At 40.3% G+C, this 17,068-nt stretch carries 14 protein-coding genes; 9 read left to right on the plus strand and 5 right to left on the minus strand.

Annotation, left to right across the window (positions count from 1 at the left end; translation table 11 throughout):
• The first annotated feature begins 188 nt into the window (after positions 1–188).
• From DESMER_RS08080 to DESMER_RS08090, 3 genes are all read left to right on the plus strand, one after another.
• The gene (locus tag DESMER_RS08080; RefSeq protein ID WP_014902561.1) at positions 189–2,237 is read left to right on the plus strand and encodes an alkaline phosphatase family protein; all 2,049 of its coding nucleotides are present in this window, start codon (positions 189–191) and stop codon (positions 2,235–2,237) included.
• Positions 2,238–2,405: 168 nt separating this feature from the next.
• Positions 2,406–2,732, plus strand: coding sequence for a thioredoxin family protein (locus DESMER_RS08085; RefSeq protein WP_014902562.1), 327 nt, complete (start codon positions 2,406–2,408; stop codon positions 2,730–2,732).
• Between the two features lie 38 nt (positions 2,733–2,770).
• Entirely contained in the window at positions 2,771–3,988 is a 1,218-nt protein-coding gene (locus DESMER_RS08090; RefSeq protein WP_014902563.1) for an FAD-dependent oxidoreductase, read from the plus strand.
• Positions 3,989–4,199: 211 nt separating this feature from the next.
• Here the strand turns inward: DESMER_RS08090 and DESMER_RS24665 are convergent, their stop codons facing one another.
• A complete protein-coding gene (locus DESMER_RS24665; RefSeq protein ID WP_014902564.1) occupies positions 4,200–4,937 on the minus strand; it encodes a methyl-accepting chemotaxis protein in 738 nt (245 codons plus the stop codon).
• A gap of 372 nt (positions 4,938–5,309) precedes the next feature.
• On the opposite strand from DESMER_RS24665, the gene DESMER_RS08100 reads away from it, so the two are divergent.
• The 4 genes from DESMER_RS08100 to DESMER_RS08115 all read left to right on the plus strand — a co-directional run bounded on the left by DESMER_RS08100 (position 5,310) and on the right by DESMER_RS08115 (position 10,112).
• The gene (locus DESMER_RS08100; protein WP_014902565.1) at positions 5,310–6,470 is read left to right on the plus strand and encodes a DEAD/DEAH box helicase; all 1,161 of its coding nucleotides are present in this window, start codon (positions 5,310–5,312) and stop codon (positions 6,468–6,470) included.
• 69 nt (positions 6,471–6,539) lie between these two features.
• Positions 6,540–7,424 carry an AAA family ATPase gene (locus DESMER_RS08105; protein WP_014902566.1) on the plus strand — a complete coding sequence of 295 codons (885 nt, stop codon included), beginning with the start codon at positions 6,540–6,542 and terminating at the stop codon, positions 7,422–7,424.
• The gene (locus tag DESMER_RS08110) at positions 7,425–8,789 is read left to right on the plus strand and encodes a VWA domain-containing protein (RefSeq protein ID WP_014902567.1); all 1,365 of its coding nucleotides are present in this window, start codon (positions 7,425–7,427) and stop codon (positions 8,787–8,789) included.
• Between the two features lie 270 nt (positions 8,790–9,059).
• Entirely contained in the window at positions 9,060–10,112 is a 1,053-nt protein-coding gene (locus tag DESMER_RS08115; RefSeq protein ID WP_014902568.1) for a M14 family zinc carboxypeptidase, read from the plus strand.
• 18 nt (positions 10,113–10,130) lie between these two features.
• On the opposite strand, the gene DESMER_RS08120 is transcribed toward DESMER_RS08115, so the two are convergent.
• From DESMER_RS08120 to DESMER_RS08135, 4 genes are all read right to left on the minus strand, one after another.
• Positions 10,131–10,910, minus strand: a complete 780-nt coding sequence (locus DESMER_RS08120; protein WP_014902569.1) for an acyl-CoA dehydratase activase — start codon at positions 10,908–10,910, stop codon at positions 10,131–10,133.
• Between the two features lie 25 nt (positions 10,911–10,935).
• The gene (locus DESMER_RS08125; RefSeq protein ID WP_014902570.1) at positions 10,936–12,168 is read right to left on the minus strand and encodes a 2-hydroxyacyl-CoA dehydratase subunit D; all 1,233 of its coding nucleotides are present in this window, start codon (positions 12,166–12,168) and stop codon (positions 10,936–10,938) included.
• A gap of 17 nt (positions 12,169–12,185) precedes the next feature.
• Positions 12,186–13,325 carry a 2-hydroxyacyl-CoA dehydratase family protein gene (locus DESMER_RS08130; RefSeq protein ID WP_014902571.1) on the minus strand — a complete coding sequence of 380 codons (1,140 nt, stop codon included), beginning with the start codon at positions 13,323–13,325 and terminating at the stop codon, positions 12,186–12,188.
• 61 nt (positions 13,326–13,386) lie between these two features.
• Positions 13,387–15,072, minus strand: a complete 1,686-nt coding sequence (locus tag DESMER_RS08135) for a long-chain-fatty-acid--CoA ligase (protein WP_014902572.1) — start codon at positions 15,070–15,072, stop codon at positions 13,387–13,389.
• Positions 15,073–15,321: 249 nt separating this feature from the next.
• Here DESMER_RS08135 and DESMER_RS08140 point away from each other — a divergent pair, with 249 nt between their 5' ends.
• Complete coding sequence (locus DESMER_RS08140; protein ID WP_014902573.1) at positions 15,322–15,705, plus strand: desulfoferrodoxin; 384 nt, start codon at positions 15,322–15,324, stop codon at positions 15,703–15,705.
• A 247-nt stretch (positions 15,706–15,952) separates the two neighbouring features.
• Positions 15,953–16,840, plus strand: coding sequence for an NAD(P)-dependent oxidoreductase (locus DESMER_RS08145; protein ID WP_014902574.1), 888 nt, complete (start codon positions 15,953–15,955; stop codon positions 16,838–16,840).
• Positions 16,841–17,068 lie beyond the last annotated feature (228 nt).

Raw genomic sequence — 17,068 nt, forward strand, 5'->3', positions numbered from 1 at the left:
TTAAGGAATTCCAACCTCCTTGGTAATACTCAGGCCACCACCAATAGCGAGTTTTGGATGGGGCTAGAGTAATTCTAGCTGTTAAGGGTAGACAGTCAGATAGTAGGCCTGAAAGTAATTGAGCTCGAAATGACTAAACCGGGAAGGTCGACAGTTTCGAAACTCTTTGAGGAGTTGTGATTTAAACAATGAAAAGAGAAGCACTAACCCAGAAATTATTGGTATTAGGGGTCGACGGGATGGATCCCAAAGTAACCCGGAAGTTCTTAGCCGAAGGAATAATGCCAAACTTACAAAAATTTATAGAAAAAGGTTCGGCAAGAGAAGACTTATCCCACTTAGGTGCCCTGCCAACAATTACACCTGCCTGCTGGACGACCTTAGCAACAGGCGCTTATCCTGGAACACACGGAATTACCTGCTTTTGGCGGCAGTCACCAAAGAGCTTGGACGCTGTTGTCTATAATATGGATTCCAGAAATTGTGAAGCTGAGCAGTTATGGAATGTAACGACTGAAGCCGGCCTCAAAACCTTAGTATGGCATTGGCCCGGTTCCGCCTGGCCTCCGACCAGTGACAACCCGAATTTACATGTTGTTGATGGAACACAGCCGGGTTCGGTTAACATGGGTGTGGCACAACTTGATTGGGAAAAAATTATTGCAGCTAATGAGGAAATTACAGAATTAATCTATGCTCCCAAACTTGAACGTCCTGCCGGTACCGGCTGCATGATTTCCGATCTGAGTGCTATTACTGAAGAAGAAGAAGAACCAGCTACCGATATGATGGAATTATGGTATGGTGAAGCTGCCATGACAGGCAGTGAAATCCGTGAATATATCATGGGACCAGAAAATATGGAAATGGTTATTGAATCAATTCCTCATTATGATGTAGTCAATTCCCCGCTGAAAAATGCAGAAGGATGGGCGGCTGCACCGGCAGATGCTAAAGAATTTACGATTTTAACCTCTGATGGTATTGTAAGACGACCGACCTTAATTTTGAAGAATGCTGATGGCACCTATGACCGTATAGCAATTTATAAAAATAAGAAGGCAGAGAAGCCAATCGCAGTCTTAGAGCTGGGGAAAATGGTTTCCGGTATTGTAGATGACATTAATAAAGAGGGTGTATTAAAACCCGCCTGTCGTTCTATGAAACTCTTGGAACTTTCTCCCGATGGTACATCGGTGAAACTGTGGATCAGTAATGCCTTGGATATTGCCCAGGATAAATTATGGCATCCCAAAGAATTGTTAAAAGATGTTGTAGAAAATGTTGGACCGGTTCAGCCTGTCAGCTTGGTTGGGGGAGAAGATGCTTACCTGGTTGAGAATGTTTATGAACCTGCCTGGGATTCGTATAGTCAATGGCAAGCAAAGGCTTTAAATCATTTAATTAAAACCCGGGATTATCAGGTAGTGTTCACGCATTTGCATAATGTTGACTGTGCAGGTCATATGTTCTGGCACTTAGCGAAAAATCTGGAGCGCTGGAGTTATACTGACCCTGAAGTTAATCAGAACTTTATTCGGAAGTTTTACATTCAGACAGATAAATATTTGGGTGAATTCTTACATCTGTTAGATGAGGGATGGACAATCATGATTCTAGCTGACCATGGTTTACTGGTAGGGGAAGAATTCCCACCACAAATTGGTGAATATGGCGGCATGAATGTACAGGTCATGGAGGAACTCGGTTATACCGTAATGAAAAAGGGCGAAAACGGTAAAACTTTGAAAGAAGTAGATTGGGAAAAGACAACAGCTGTTCAGACTCGAAGCAACTATATATATATAAACTTAAAGGGCCGTGATGCCCATGGCATTGTTGACCCGGCGGACAAATATGAGCTGGAAAGAAAAATTATGTCTGACCTGTACTCCTATAGATATAAAGGACAGCGTGTTATCGGGCTGGCAATGCGGAATAAAGACGCCGTTGTCTTAGGAACAAACGGTCCGCAGTGTGGGGATATCTTCTTTACTGTCGATGAAGGGTTTAGCCGTTTACATGGCGATGGGTTATCCACTGTAGAGGGTGCTTTTGATACTTCTGTTTCCCCAATTTTCCTAGCAGCAGGGAATGGAATTAAAGAAAACTTTAAAACAGTTCGAACCATTAGACAAGTTGATATTGCACCGACTATTGCAACATTAGTAGGGGTAAGAATGCCTGCCCACTGTGAAGGGGCACCAATCTATCAGATTTTAACCGAAGAATTCTAATATAAAGAAAACGCAAGTTTATACTTTCTGATAGTATAAAAAGGCAGGCTGATTCACTTAAACTTAACTCGTGGAATAGCCTGCCTTACTTTGTTTATTCCTAAATGAAAATTCTTTTGAGACTTCTTTGAGAGATTGGACAAAAAGCTATTTAAAGGAGTGAAAAATATGCCCTTAAAACAATTAAATGCCAAGAGTTTTGAAGAAATTATCTATGATAATGAGGAACCCTGTCTTGTTATTTTCTCCAGAAAAGACTGTCACGTTTGTAAAAATGTCGTTCCTGTTTTGGAGGAGCTTCAACCGCAATATCAAGACAGGGTTGGATTCTATTACGTGGATGTAGAAGAGGATAAAAACTTGTTCCAAAGATTCTCCTTAAAAGGAGTTCCACAGATTCTTTTCTTTAAGGGCGGCGAATATCAAGCAAAACTAGCTGGTGCTGTTGACGAAGACAAAGTCATCGATAAAATTGCGGAAGTACTGGAATCGTAATCCCTAAAACATTCTAAAAGAGGGAGTGATTTAGGAAAATGGGAGTACTAACCTACGATCTAATCATTATCGGCGGGGGTCCCGCAGGGCTCACTGCGGCTATTTATGGGGGAAGAGCGAAGCTGAGAACTTTGGTAATCAACAAAGGGACGGTTGGAGGTTTGGTCAATACGACACGAGAAATTGTCAATTATCCGGGCTATGGCCAAATCAGTGGATCCGATCTTATGAAAGACTTTAAAAAGCATGCCGATTCCTTTGGTGTTGAATTCTTACGAGATGAAGTTGTGAGTGTTGATTTCTCACAAGAAGAAAAAATCATCTGTACCAAAAAAAAGAAAGAATACTCGGCTAAAGCGGTTATCATTGCTTGTGGCAGTGAGCCCAGACTCTTAAATATTCCCGGTGAAAAGCGGCTTCAGGGTAGTGGGGTTGCGTATTGTGCAACTTGTGATGCCGAGTTTTTTGAAGGCGAAGACGTTGTTGTCGTTGGCAGCGGGGATCAAGCCATTGAAGAAGGTATGTACATTACCAAGTTCGCTCGCAAAGTCACTGTGATTGTACTTCATGATGAAGGAGTTCTCGATTGTAATAAAGTGAGTGGGGAAAGGGCTTTCCAAAATGAAAAGATGGAGTTTGTATGGAACTCCACTATTCAAGAAGTCCTGGGCGAGGTTAATGTCGAGGGGGTTAAAATCAAGAACTTAAAAACGGGACTTTCCAGCGAACTTACTTGCCAGGGTGCTTTTTTCTTTGTTGGGATGATTCCTTCGACTCATTTTCTTAAGGAAAGTGGCATTGGGATGGACAGTAGAGGCTATATTCCTGTCAATGATTTAATGGAAACAGATCTCGAAGGGGTATATGCGGTGGGAGACAATCGGGTTAAATATTTAAGGCAAGTGGTTTCTGCTGCAGGTGATGGGGCAACGGCCGCAGTCGCTGCCGAGCGCTATATTGAGGAACTGAACGGGTTTCGTACGAGTGTACTGAAAAGCGACAAAAAAGTGCTCTTACTCTTCTTCAATGCCTTAAATAATGAAAGCTTGGAGTTTAGCACTTTATTAGAAGAGGCAAATCAAGAACTATCGGAACCCTACAAAGTGGTGAAAATGGATACGGCTACAAAGAAAAACTTGGCCCAAAAGTATGATGTCAAAAACGTACCATCAGTTGTTGTATTGGACAGAGGGCAAGAGATCAGGCGATTGGATTATTCAATGGATAAAGAAAAACTTAAAGCTCAATTAAGATAAGATAAATCATTTTAGTAAATAGTAAAGCATTAGAAGAGTATTTTACCAATAGTAATTTGGCTTAATATTAAATGAAAAGAGTTTTTGTAATCACTGTAATTATAAATCAGGTGTTAGCCATTTAAAGTAGCTAATATGCTGATGGATAAATAGTTGATATCAAAGGAACCTACCTTTGTGGGATGGGTTCCTTCAATTTTTGCCTATTTTTTCATTTTCGGTTAAAATGATCAGTGGTTAGATCTTTCGCTAAGGCGACAATAGCATCAGCCAATTTAGATAATTCATTGACTGAAGGGGCAATATCTGTTAATGAAGCTGCTTGATGGTCTGACACTATAATCATTTCACTGACGGCGGAATTTATCTGCTCTACCGCATCTTGAATCTTTTTTAGGGTTGCTTGGATATTCTTTGAGGAATCAGAACTGCTTTGAGCAAGTTTGCGGACTTCATCAGCAACTACAGAAAACCCTTTGCCATGTATGCCGACTCGAGCCGCTTCTATGGCAGCATTAAGTCCCAGTAAATTTGTCTGAGCGGAGATTTTGTGAATGACCCCAATTATGGTATCTGTTTCATCAACTTGATTTTTAGTACTCTGCGAGATAAAACCCAGCTGTTGTCCAGTCGCTGAAAGCTCCTGAGCTTCCGCCGCTATTTGGTGAACATTAATATCGACAGTTTTAATAATCTTATTTAAGGAGTTAGCAATTTCAAAAAGCTGTTCCCTGCTATCTACGGATTGTTGAATGGCAATAGCACCGACAATGTTGTCGTTTTCCCAAATGGGTATTGCTACAGCTATATAGGGAACTCCGAAGCCTTCTTTCCCAACTTCTTTGACGACCCGTCTTCGCTGTTGGATTGCTTCATAAGAAACCCATCCGGGACCAGGTTTATCCCCGACATAGGAGGCCTTATCCCACTTGAAAGTTTTTGGAACCATGTCCCAAATTACTTTTTCCGTGTCGCAGATGAATAATCCAATATCATCAATTACAAATTGGTTGATATGGTGCCACTGCTAAAAAGTGCTGGAGAGTTTTACAGTACAATTGATCATTAGACAATTATCTCACCGTCTCCTTGCCATATTTAGATATATAACTACAAAACTAGATAAGCCTGCTTACATTGATCTTATTATAGTAATGACCAAGTGTGAAATTACGGATAGTTATACCGGGTATAAATTCTGAATTTTATAACCATTAGAACAAATTAGCTGTAATGAGTTAATTATGACGTTTTTTTTCTGATATACGAAAAAAAAGGATATAATAAAGCGATATTTAATTTTAGACAGGATGGATTATCAATGAATACCTTTAATAAACTTGGAATCGACGAAGCTTTAGTAACTGCTCTTAAACAACAAGGGATTGTTGAGCCAACTGTAATTCAAGAGCAAGCAATACCCTATATCTTAGATGCGAAAGATGTATTGGGCCAGTCGGAAACAGGAACCGGTAAAACCTTAGCTTTTCTGCTTCCGATTATTCAAAGGATCGATACTCTCAAGAAAGAAACTCAAGCAATGATTCTTACTCCAACCCATGAACTAGCTATCCAAATTCAGCGTGAGATAGAGACTCTAGTAAAAGACTCTGGTATTGCAGTTACTTCCGCTGCAATCATCGGAAACGTAAATATTTCTCGGCAAATTGAAAAATTAAAGCAAAAACCCCATATAATAGTGGGTTCCAGTGGAAGAATTCTTGAGCTAATTCAAAAGAAAAAGATAGTAGCTCAAACTGTTAAAACAATTGTGCTTGATGAAGCTGATCGTCTACTTGATGAGAATAACAGCGCTATTGTTAAAGGGGTAATAAAGACGACCCTAAGCAGAACGCAGCTATTGTTGTTTTCGGCGACCTTATCCCCCCAGACCCAACAGAAGGCGTCGACACTATTAAAAACTCCTGAAGTCATTCGAGTGACCGAAACAATCATGATTGCTCCCACCGTTGAACATATGTATTTTTTGGCAGAACAGAGAGATAAAATTGAAGCCCTGAGAAAATTAATTAGAATAATCATCCCTACGCGAGGGCTGATATTTATTAATAAAAGTGAAGAGATTGAAAAAACGGTCTTAACACTAAAATATCACGGTTTAGAAGCAGAGGGCATTTTTGGAGGGGCTAAAAAGGCTGAACGAAAAAAGGCGATGGATGATTTCAGGAGTGGAAAAAGCTCCTTGTTAGTGGCTTCAGATATAGCTGCCAGAGGATTAGACATAAAGGGGATCACCCATATTTTTAACTTAGATTTGTCGGAAGATCCTCAGCTTTATCTTCATAGAGTCGGCAGAACAGGCAGGGCAGGTAATAAGGGGATTGCTATTTCAATCGTCAATCCACAGGAGGTTCAGGTTTTAAGAAAGTTAGAAAGCGCTTTTGGAATTCAGATTAGCCCTAAAGAAATGTCCCAAGGAAAGATCGTTAACGTAAGAAAAAAGTTACAGAGGAAAGTGTGATGTAGTATAATCAAGTAAAACCTAGATGGAATCCAAGGGTTTAGCCACGAAGTGGAGGGAATTCTTGTTATGCAGTCTTCTCCTTTAGAGTTAGCGCGAAAACTAGATGAAGAAGGTTATTTAATAGATCCAGTAACAGCGACAACCTTATTCCTTTCTTTAGCTCTAGATAAACCTTGTCTTATTGAAGGGCCTGCTGGGGTGGGCAAGACACAGTTGGCTTTAGCCCTGGCGCGAGCAGAGAAAAGAAGACTTATCAGGTTACAGTGTTATGAAGGACTTGATTTAAGTAAGGCGTTGTACGATTGGAATTATGCTAAACAACTTTTGCGCTTACAGCTTGCCAAAACCGAAGAGTGGGATGAAATAAAATTTGATTTATTTTCGGAAGAGTTTTTACTCTCTAGACCGCTTTTAGAAGCGATTCTATCTTCTGAACCAGTTCTATTACTCATTGATGAGTTAGATAAAAGCGATGAAGAATTTGAGAGTTTTCTTCTGGAGCTACTAGCTGAGCGACAGGTTTCTATTCCCGAATTAGGAACTATATCTTCGAAAACAAAACCAATTGTAATTTTAACCAGCAACAATTCTCGCGATTTTAGCGATGCCTTAAGACGACGTTGTATACATATTTATTTGACATATCCCAGCTTAGATCGAGAAATCTCGATTCTTAGAGCCCATGCTCCGGAGCTGGCAGATAGTTTAGTTAGAGATGTTTGTGAGTTTGTTGCTAAAGTAAGAAAATTGCCGTTACAGAAGCTGCCTAGCGTATCCGAGACCATTGACTATGCCCGGGCCTTAAAAGCTCTTCAGCTGGAGGAATTGAATTATGCTAACCTCCTTGGGACTTTGAGCGTTTTGTTAAAATACCCTAAGGACATTGCGAAGCTAGAAGAACGCCTTAAAAAGTGGGAAACCGAGAGTAGACAAAGTAAGGATAATCAATAAATGGGAGCTATGAATGGATGGACTTTTATTCGGCTAATCAATGCTCTCAGGCAAGTTTCTCTATCAATATCCTCCCAAGATATTCTGGATGCTGAAACCTGTCTGGCTCGCTATCCGGAAATACCGCCTAAACAAATATTGAGATCATTATTTATTCATCGCCCACAAGATACTGGGGTCTTTGAGACGGTATGGAGAATAGTCGTAGGATGTTCAGAGTTCTTGAATTCTGAGGTTTCAAAGGATACATCTGTCAAAAAGGATTTGGAAAATAATAATAGTCCTGGGATAGGCGGACAAGGCACGGGTCGGGGCACTGGGGGGATTAGCCTTACAAATTCCGGAGATATTTTAGACTCAGCTAAAATTTCCAGAATGATTTCCTTATCGAGGATAGAAGAGTTGGTAGGTAGTGAGCAGGAATTTGAAGATGTTGTGAAAAAGATTTTAACGGATCTGGATTATTTCACTTGGATTAATTCCTTCGATTTGGCTTATCAGCGGGGTTCGCTTTCAGAAGATGATTGGATTTTACATCATAATGCTCGAGCTACTATCATAAATGAAATTCAGCAGCAGATTTTGACGGTTCAGGTAAGGCACTATAACAGTTGGGAACCCGTGGTTCGACAGCATTGGCTATATAAATCTTTAAGCTTATTGTCAGAAGAGGAAAAAGAGCTTGTAAAATCCAGTATTAAAAAATGGACCCGGAAATTAGCCTTAAAACAAGGCGCGCGATGGAAATCCTCTAAGAAAGGAACCATAGATATAGCTCAAATCATTCGGCAAAGTGTTCAATGGGATGGGCATTTCTTTAAACTATACTTTAGACATAAAATACCGCAAGTACCGGAATTAGTGGTGCTTTGCGATGTTTCAAATTCAATGGCCTCCTTCGTGGAATTCTTAATCTATGTGGTAACCTGCTTTAGAGAGAGAATTAGAAAGGTACGGATATTATTTTTCATTGATTCAATATGGGATGTGACTGAGTTTGTTTGGAATGAAGAATTAACTGAAGTAAAACAGGAAATAAAAAGCTGGGGTCATAAAGTGAGTTCTGGCTTTTCAGATTATGGAGCTGTTTTCAAAGAACTTGCAGAGAAAAAACTCCAAGGTATATCTTCACAAGCGGTGCTTGTTATTCTGGGAGATGGTAAGAACAACTATCATCAAGCTCAAGCAGAATATCTTGCTCAGATCGCGGAAAAAGTTCGTAAAGTGTTTTGGCTGAATCCTTTGGAAAAAAATGAGTGGTCGGAACCGGATAATACAATGAAAGACTATCAAATCTATTGTTCTAAGGTATATCGGTGCCGTACTGCTAGGGATTTGCAGATAATCGTTCAAGATGTGTTTTAGCGAAAAGGTATAAGCTGAAGCTTTCAACCAAGACTTATAAAAGAATGTCGGTTGCTTTCGATGAAAGAACCGGCATTCTTTGACTTTTGACCTAACCTCAGAATTCCCACTTCTTTTCTGATGAGATCTTCAAGGCACTGTTCAATTTAATTTTCACAGATTTTATATTTTATTGACACCAAATGATTATGTCATGTATATACTGCTATAAGGCAAATTCCGATATTGTTGACCGATACATATAGCAAGGTATTTAGGGGGTGTCTTGTAATGATAATACATACTGTTAAAAAGGGTGAAACACTGTATAATATTGCAAAGAAGTACGGAATAAACTTTAACGCATTATTGGCTGCTAATTCATCGATTAGAAACCCTGCTTTAATCCAGCCGGGTCAAGTAATTAACATTCCAAGGCCGGCAGTTCAGAGAACCATTGTAATTCCCCGAGAAAGTTATGGTTATAACGAAATGCTTAATGATCTGCAGTCTCTTGAAGAGTTATATCCGTTTATTGAAGTCAATTCTATTGGATCAACCGTTATGGGCCGTTCTATTCCAGCTGTAAAACTCGGACATGGGAAAAAGGAAGTCCACTATAATGGCTCTTTTCATGCTAATGAATGGATTACAACTGTCCTTTTAATGAAGTTCATTGAAAACTATGCTAAAGCATATGCTTCAGGGAAGAAAATCGGGTCCTTTAATATTCAGGGCTTGTTTGACACAACTTCTTTATGGATTGTTCCTATGGTCAATCCGGATGGAGTCCAGCTTGTGCAGGGGAAAATTGCCACGAACACTAAGGCTTATCAAACTGCCTTAATGATTAATTCAGGGTCTCGAGATTTCAGGGGGTGGAAAGCCAATATTCGAGGTGTAGACTTAAACGATCAATTTCCAGCCCATTGGGAAACTGAAGTTTCGCGGCGGGCAGCATCAGCGCCTTCCCCCCAGAATTATCCCGGGAATGCACCTCTATCCGAGCCGGAGTCTAGGGCTATAGCGGAGTTTACCCGATCACATAATTTTCGGTTGGTTAGTGCATTCCATACCCAAGGAGAGGAGATTTATTGGGGATATCGGGGGTTAGAGCCTAATGAATCTCAACTGATCGTAACCCGTTTGGTTGAAGTCAGTGGATATGAAGCTGTTCGGTATGTTGAAAGTGATGCAGGGTATAAGGATTGGTTTATTCAAGATTGGAGACGCCCGGGATTTACCGTTGAGTGTGGTCTTGGAGTAAATCCTCTGCCTATTGCTCAGTTTTGGGATATTTGGGGCAAAGTGATCGGGATTTTCTTAATGGGAATTTATGTTTAGGAAACTGGCTGTGTTATTTCATGTCTTAATTTCTCTGGCAATTAAAGCAGCCCCTAAAGCGGCTGTGATAACTGGTTCTTGTGATATAAGTAAGGAAAAGTCAAGTTGTTTGGCAAGTGCTTTTACGACTCCATCATTATGTGCTACTCCACCGGTAAACACGACATCCGGCTCTAATCCTGTACGACGACTCATTGAAGCGACTCTGCTTGCTACCGAATCACATACTCCTGCTAAAATATCAGCTTTTAATTCGCCGGCTGAAACTTGAGATATGATTTCTGACTCTGCAAAAACAGTACAAAAGGAAGAGATCTTAGTTGGGTTTTTAGAAGCGGAGACTAATTCGCTAATTTCCTGCCAATCCACTTCAAGGGCTGAAGCCATTACTTCCAGAAACCGACCGGTGCCGGCTGCGCATTTGTCATTCATTGTGAAATCTGCAACCTTTCCGTTGGGAAATAGTTTTATAACCTTGCTATCTTGCCCCCCTATATCAATAACTGTTCGAGCACTGGGAAAAAGATGGCTGATTCCCTTGGCTTGACAAGTGATTTCTGATACTTCACGATCAGATGAGAAGGTTACTCGTCCATATCCTGTAGCAACTGTGGTTCGGACATTTTGAGTTGTTAAACCAGATTTTGCGAGTACGTTTTCGATCAATTTTTGGGCAATGATTCGCCCGCTATAGCCCGCCCTTTCTTTTCCTTGACCAATTATTTTTAAATCATCGTCGATCAGTACAACTTTGACTGTAAGAGATCCAATGTCGACTCCTATATAATGATTGGGCATGTATTTCTCCTCCTTCATTTTAATCTTATAGAAATGTTTCCAAATAAGCTTGAACACGGTTGCGAACAGGTTCTTCGGCATAAGCTCTAGGGTCGGCCATATCCGCCTCGATCATTAACCCCGGCACTCCTGTTTCTCGTATAACTTCTTTACGGATAACTTCTTGAACTAAAGAATAGGGTTTACAGGAGCGATTAGAATGCATTACAAATCCATTAGCCTTATAATCTTTGATTAATTTAATTAACTGATTCACTCGGTATTTTGGGGAGCGGTTCAGGAAAATTTCAGTATAAGTTGTAGCTAAGCTTTCCATTGGAGTTCCTGGAGCATGTTCGACAGCCCATCCGCCACTATAAGTGTCTGTAACAAAACATGCTCCTTTCTCAGAAAACATTTTATAAAAACTAAATAATTGCGGCCAGATGGCGATGTTGTCCCAGACTAGTCGAATGCGCTCATCTTCGATAGCTCCTTGAGCCAGAGCAGCTCTTTGTTTAACTTCATCTCTTAGCTTGCGATAATATTCAATACCTGCCTTTGAGCCCCGAAGAACAACAATAGGAGCCATATTAATAAAAAGGTCGGGGGCGTTCAGGGGAGAGGGACTGTTTTGACAATACTGTCGGGTTTCTATCCAGAGGGAAGTGATTTCTCGACTGCGCTTCATTTCTGCCGCTAACTTTTTCTCGTCGAAAGGGCACCCTGTAATTTCTTCTAAATCATTGGACATGGAGATTAATTGTTCTAAAACATAAGCTTTAGCTTGTGCAGTAAATTCATGGGGTAAAAATGGAGTATCTAAAACCAAAAGAGGCACTTTAAAATGACGTGCTAGAACTTCATACCATTTTAGAACTGTTCCGCAAATATTATTGCAAGCAACTAGGAGGTCGGGTTTGGGCATTCCGCCTAATGGTGCCAAATCTGGCCGCAGGACTCCGCCAATATTTGATCGTGCATAAGAACAGAGATCTTGAGAATAACCGGCAGCTTCTGCAACTTCACACAAGTCTACTGTTGCATTACGTGCACTATAGATTGCTGCGTATTGTTCTGGGTAAGCTGAATGAATATTAAAAGCTCGCAGTAGTTCTACCGGAGCACCGCTGGTGACCCAGGCTAAAGGACGACGAAAAATTTTACCCCAGTAGCGGTGATAGTTTGTTAAGGCATAATAACGGCCCATGGTCTTTTGAAGTGCTTTTTTGCTGGTTAAAGGACGGTAATTACTTCGCTTCACTGGTACCTCATTCATATTCTCACTTACTCCTTTTACAGTTCTTGACTTTCAAGTAAACCTTCTAAGAAGGCTTGAAGTCTCGTTCTTTCTTGTCCCCCCACACTTGCTCCTTCAAGTTCAAGGGTTAAAGTACGAATACCCTCTTCTCTTAAACTATCTGCTAATGAAACTGCATCCCAAGCATGGGGCTCGCAATATTTACGAATGATAATAATAGCCCCTTGGGCATTCCGATGTTTAGCTAGAGTAGAGAGATGGCGGATCCTTTCATTGAGACTGCGGTTTTTACAGGGGCAGGGCGGCATTTCTGAGTATCTTTGAACGATGTCAGTTAGTGGATTAACCGATCCCCAAACCGTATTTCCTGAATAGTGACGGTAGCCGGTACATGTATCATCAGCAACCACCCTACCTCCTAATTCTTCAATCATTGTAAAAAGGCTGTTGCTTTCTAAAACAGCGCTGCTGACCAGTACCTTTACCTGATGAAGGTTTTTTGGGGACATTTCCTTTAAATCCGGGAGGCACTCTTCAAGAGCTTTCACATATTCTACTCGAGGCATAAGTTGTCCGGCTCTAAGGATTGAGAAAACTAAAGGGGAAGGAAGAATTGACCGGAGGTTATCAATTTCTGTAACTAAGCTGCGGGTATGAGCGCATAATTTGATGGCTTCAAGAATAGAACTTTCTTTAATCTCAGTTTGGGTCAGGGAAGCGAGGGTCATCATAAGACTTTTAATTTCAGCAAGATAATAGCTTGCTGCTCCAGGGGCGTTTAGCATGACCGGAGGAACAATATCAACGGTTTTAGTTTGACCACAGGCGCTCCACACTCCGCTCAGACATTGCATGGTGTCACAAGTATGAGTAAAACCTATACCAATCAGATCGCAGTATTGTTTTCTGACTTCCATATCTAATGTCCCTTTTGCTAGAGAACAGCAATATCCCGGGAGTTCGGCAGGTGTAGAGTTTTCAGAATCCGGCAAGAGACGTAAGGGTTCAAAACCTGCTGCAATAATTAGTTCTTCGGGAAAATATGAACAAAAGTATCCAAAGAACTTTTTGTCTGGGTAACGCTTCATTCGATAAGTGCCCTTTAAGCTGGCCTCTTCAAGAAGTAATTCAAGTGCATTTGAAGAGTTTATTATTTGGCTGTTATTATAAGACATTCATAGTACTCCTCTCCATATGTTTAACACATTGATTTTAGGTTTGTTGATAAGATTAATACTATTCCTCACGAAGAGCACGCTTTAAGATCTTCCCAATAGCAGTCATAGGAAGCTCATCTCGAATCTCTACCTGCTGAGGAACTTTGTAGGGTAAAAGATGTTCTCGGCAAAATTCGATAACATCATGCTCCTTGACACTGGCGTTTTCTTTTAAAGTAATAAACGCCTTAACGACCTCACCTTTATAATTGTCTGGAATACCGATTACGCATGCCTCTTTTACAGATGGATATTGGTAGAGGACATCCTCAACTTCGCGGGGATAGACATTAAATCCCCCGCAAATAATCATGTCCTTCTTGCGATCGATTAAATAGAAGTACCCTTCTTCATCCATATAGCCAATATCGCCGGTATATAACCAACCCTCTCGAAGTGCTTGAGAAGTTTCTAGAGGTTGATTATAATATCCGAGCATGACCTCCGGACCCGTGAGTGATATTTCACCGACTTCTAGAGGTGGCAAGTTCTTCCCGGTCTGAAGATCTTTTACTTGCATACAGACATCAGGAAAGGGTATCCCAATACTGCCGGTTTTATTAACACCACAATAGGGGTTGGCACAGACAGCTGTAACCACTTCAGTCAACCCATAGCCTTCCATAAGCCTGCTTCCTGTTAGGTCTTCGAATTTGCGCTTAACTTCAGGGGCTAAAGGAGCTGCTCCGACAAAACAACCTCGTAAAGAGGAAAGATTATACCGAGATAAACAGGGATTGTTAATAAGGCCTATAAACATGGTAGGAACTCCAGCAAATAGTGTTGGATGGTAGCGATGAATTCCTTTGAGAATGTCATCTCCATTAAAACGCGGAATCAGGACACAGGAAGATCCTGAGATTAGAGGTGCATTCATACAAACTGACATTCCAAAACCATGAAATATTGGTAGTACTGCAAGTAAACGATCATTTTCATGCATTTGAACCCAGGCAGCACCCTGGCTTGCGTTGGCAACTAAGGCTTGATGTGTGAGCATAACCCCTTTCGGCTTACCGGTAGTTCCTCCGGTATAAATTAACACTGCGATATCTCTATAAAGATCAATTGCGCAAGGGTTGGGTTGCTGTTCTTTTTGAATAAGTAAGGTTTTTAGCCACTGGCAATAGGGTAAGCGTGCTTTGGTTTCGGCGGGTACCTTAAGTGACAATCGATAAATATATTTTATTGGGCTAGGCATAAATTCATTTAGCCCCGTATAATAGGTATGTTCTAAGATGAGATGCACGTTATTGCTGTGTAAAGATTGTCGTACTTTTTCTAATCGCCCAGCTAAGAGATCCAAACTGATAACCATACGGACTTGGGCATCACGAAAAATATGAATTAGTTCAGATTCTGTGCTTAAAGGATTAACTGGGATTACTATTGCGCCTAAACTTAAAATGGCATAGTAACTTATTACATATTGAGGGCAGTTCGGCAGTAATAATGCGATTCGATCTCCCTGTTTAATGCCAATTTTATGTAAAGACGTTGTTAAGCTATTAACATATGAGCCTAATTGCCGATAACTAATCTTGCGGCCGAAAAAAATCAAGGCAATAGCCTCAGCGTGATCTTTAACACTTTTATGGAATAAGCTAGGAAGAGTTTCTTGAGGATAACTCAATGTTATAGGAACCTCAGAATCATAATGTTTGGTCCAAGGAAGGAATTTTTCATGGGTAGAAATCTTGGTCATGGCTTTTCCTCCTTTGAAAAGTTAATTTAGTATATCATTATTATATAAAGATATGTTTTGATTATTAAAAATAATATGAATATTCCAAAACTAAAGTTATTCAATGGTTTCTTTGCGAATTGTAAATTTTTAGAGACAAATTCGTTTTTGATTTTTATTTCAAAAAAGTAATATTTATAAGGAGGAAAATTTAAATATTTGGAGAATATAAATACACATAAAATTAATCAAAAAGATGGAGGCTGAACTATGACAAATCTAAGAGAACTTTATGTATGTAGCATTTGTGGCAATGTTGTTGAGGTTGTTAATACTGGAGCATCTGCGTTGGTCTGTTGTAATAAACCGATGAATATTCTACAGGCGGGTACGACAGATGCAAGCCTAGAAAAACATGTTCCTGTTATTGAAGCAGTAAGTGGGGGTATTAAAGTTAAGGTCGGCAGTGCTGCTCACCCAATGGAGGAAAAACATTTCATTCGGTTTATAGAGGTTTTGACAAAGGAACAAGTTCTTAGGGCGGAACTTGAACCGGGGCAAGCGCCTGAAGCTACTTTCTTGGTTGCTGAAGACGAGGTTATTGAGGTAAGAGAATACTGTAACATTCATGGTTTATGGAAGATGAGTAAGTAAAATGATTATAGTGCAGGCAGGTTTTACCTGCCTGCTTTTTTTAGCATCCACCATTATTTATCACTAGCGGCAATGCTATTGTCCTTTCATGTCTTTAAGTAGGATTGCTTGACACTTTTAGATGGATATTCTATAGTTTTATTGTAATAGGTAAGTAATGTACTATTTATAGATTTAATGTGGTGTTTGGAACTTTACATATACACCAGTCTGTTATAGCACAATGTTAATGAGAGGGGTAAAAATTATGAGCCTAACTAAAGAGAACACAATTATTGGCTTTATTGGTACAGGTGTTATGGGTAAGAGTATGGCCGGTCACTTGCTTAAGGCTGGATATAGGGTAGCAGTCTATAACCGCACTAAGGCTAGTGCTGAGGACTTAGTTAAAGCGGGTGCAGAATGGCAAGATTCCATTGCTGAGTTAGCTTCAAGCTGTAATGTAGTCATTACAATGGTTGGTTATCCAAAAGATGTAGAAGAAGTATATCTAGGAGCAAATGGAATTCTAAAAAATGCTAAGAAGGGCAGCCATTTCGTTGATATGACTACCTCTTCTCCTGACCTTGCTAAGAAGATCTATAATGAGGCATCAGTCCTCGGTATGTATGCACTTGATGCGCCCGTATCCGGAGGAGATGTAGGAGCAAAAGAGGCTCGCTTGGCAATAATGGTCGGTGGGGATGAAGAAGTGTTTAATAGAATACTTCCAGTTTTTAATTGCTTAGGGAAAAATGTTATTTTACAAGGAAGTGCCGGAGCCGGTCAGTACACAAAGATGTGTAATCAAATAGTAATTGCCTCGACCATGATCGGGGTTTGTGAATCAATGGCCTACGCTCAAAAGGCGGGGCTTAAGCCCGAGGTTGTCTTAAAAAGTATTGAAACAGGAGCGGCAGCAAGTTTTTCTTTAAGTAATCTTGCGCCGCGTATGTTAGCCAATAACTTTGCGCCTGGTTTTTATGTTAAGCATTTCATTAAAGATATGACGATTGCTTTAGAGTCCGCTAAACAGATGGGATTGCTCACACCGGGTTTAGAGTTAGCAAAGACCTTATATGAAAAGCTCGCAGAAGGTGGAGAGGAGAACAGCGGGACACAAGCGCTGTTCAAACTGTATCTGGAACATAACTAAAGATAATCGTAAATTGGTAAAGGAGAGCATATATGCTCTCCTTTTAACAAAGCTCTATTTAAGATTACATGAGGTTTCCTTATTGCGAATTTAAGGTTAGCTAGAAAACAGTAAAAAACTAGAAGGTATTTTTGGGGGATATGTAGAAGAGATGATTATATAAGGAAAAATTCGTAAAGATTGAGAAATAATATCCTGTTCAAGGTGATTCCTTAGCTTTTTACATAT

Source organism: Desulfosporosinus meridiei DSM 13257 (genome assembly GCF_000231385.2).
Taxonomy (GTDB): domain Bacteria; phylum Bacillota; class Desulfitobacteriia; order Desulfitobacteriales; family Desulfitobacteriaceae; genus Desulfosporosinus; species Desulfosporosinus meridiei.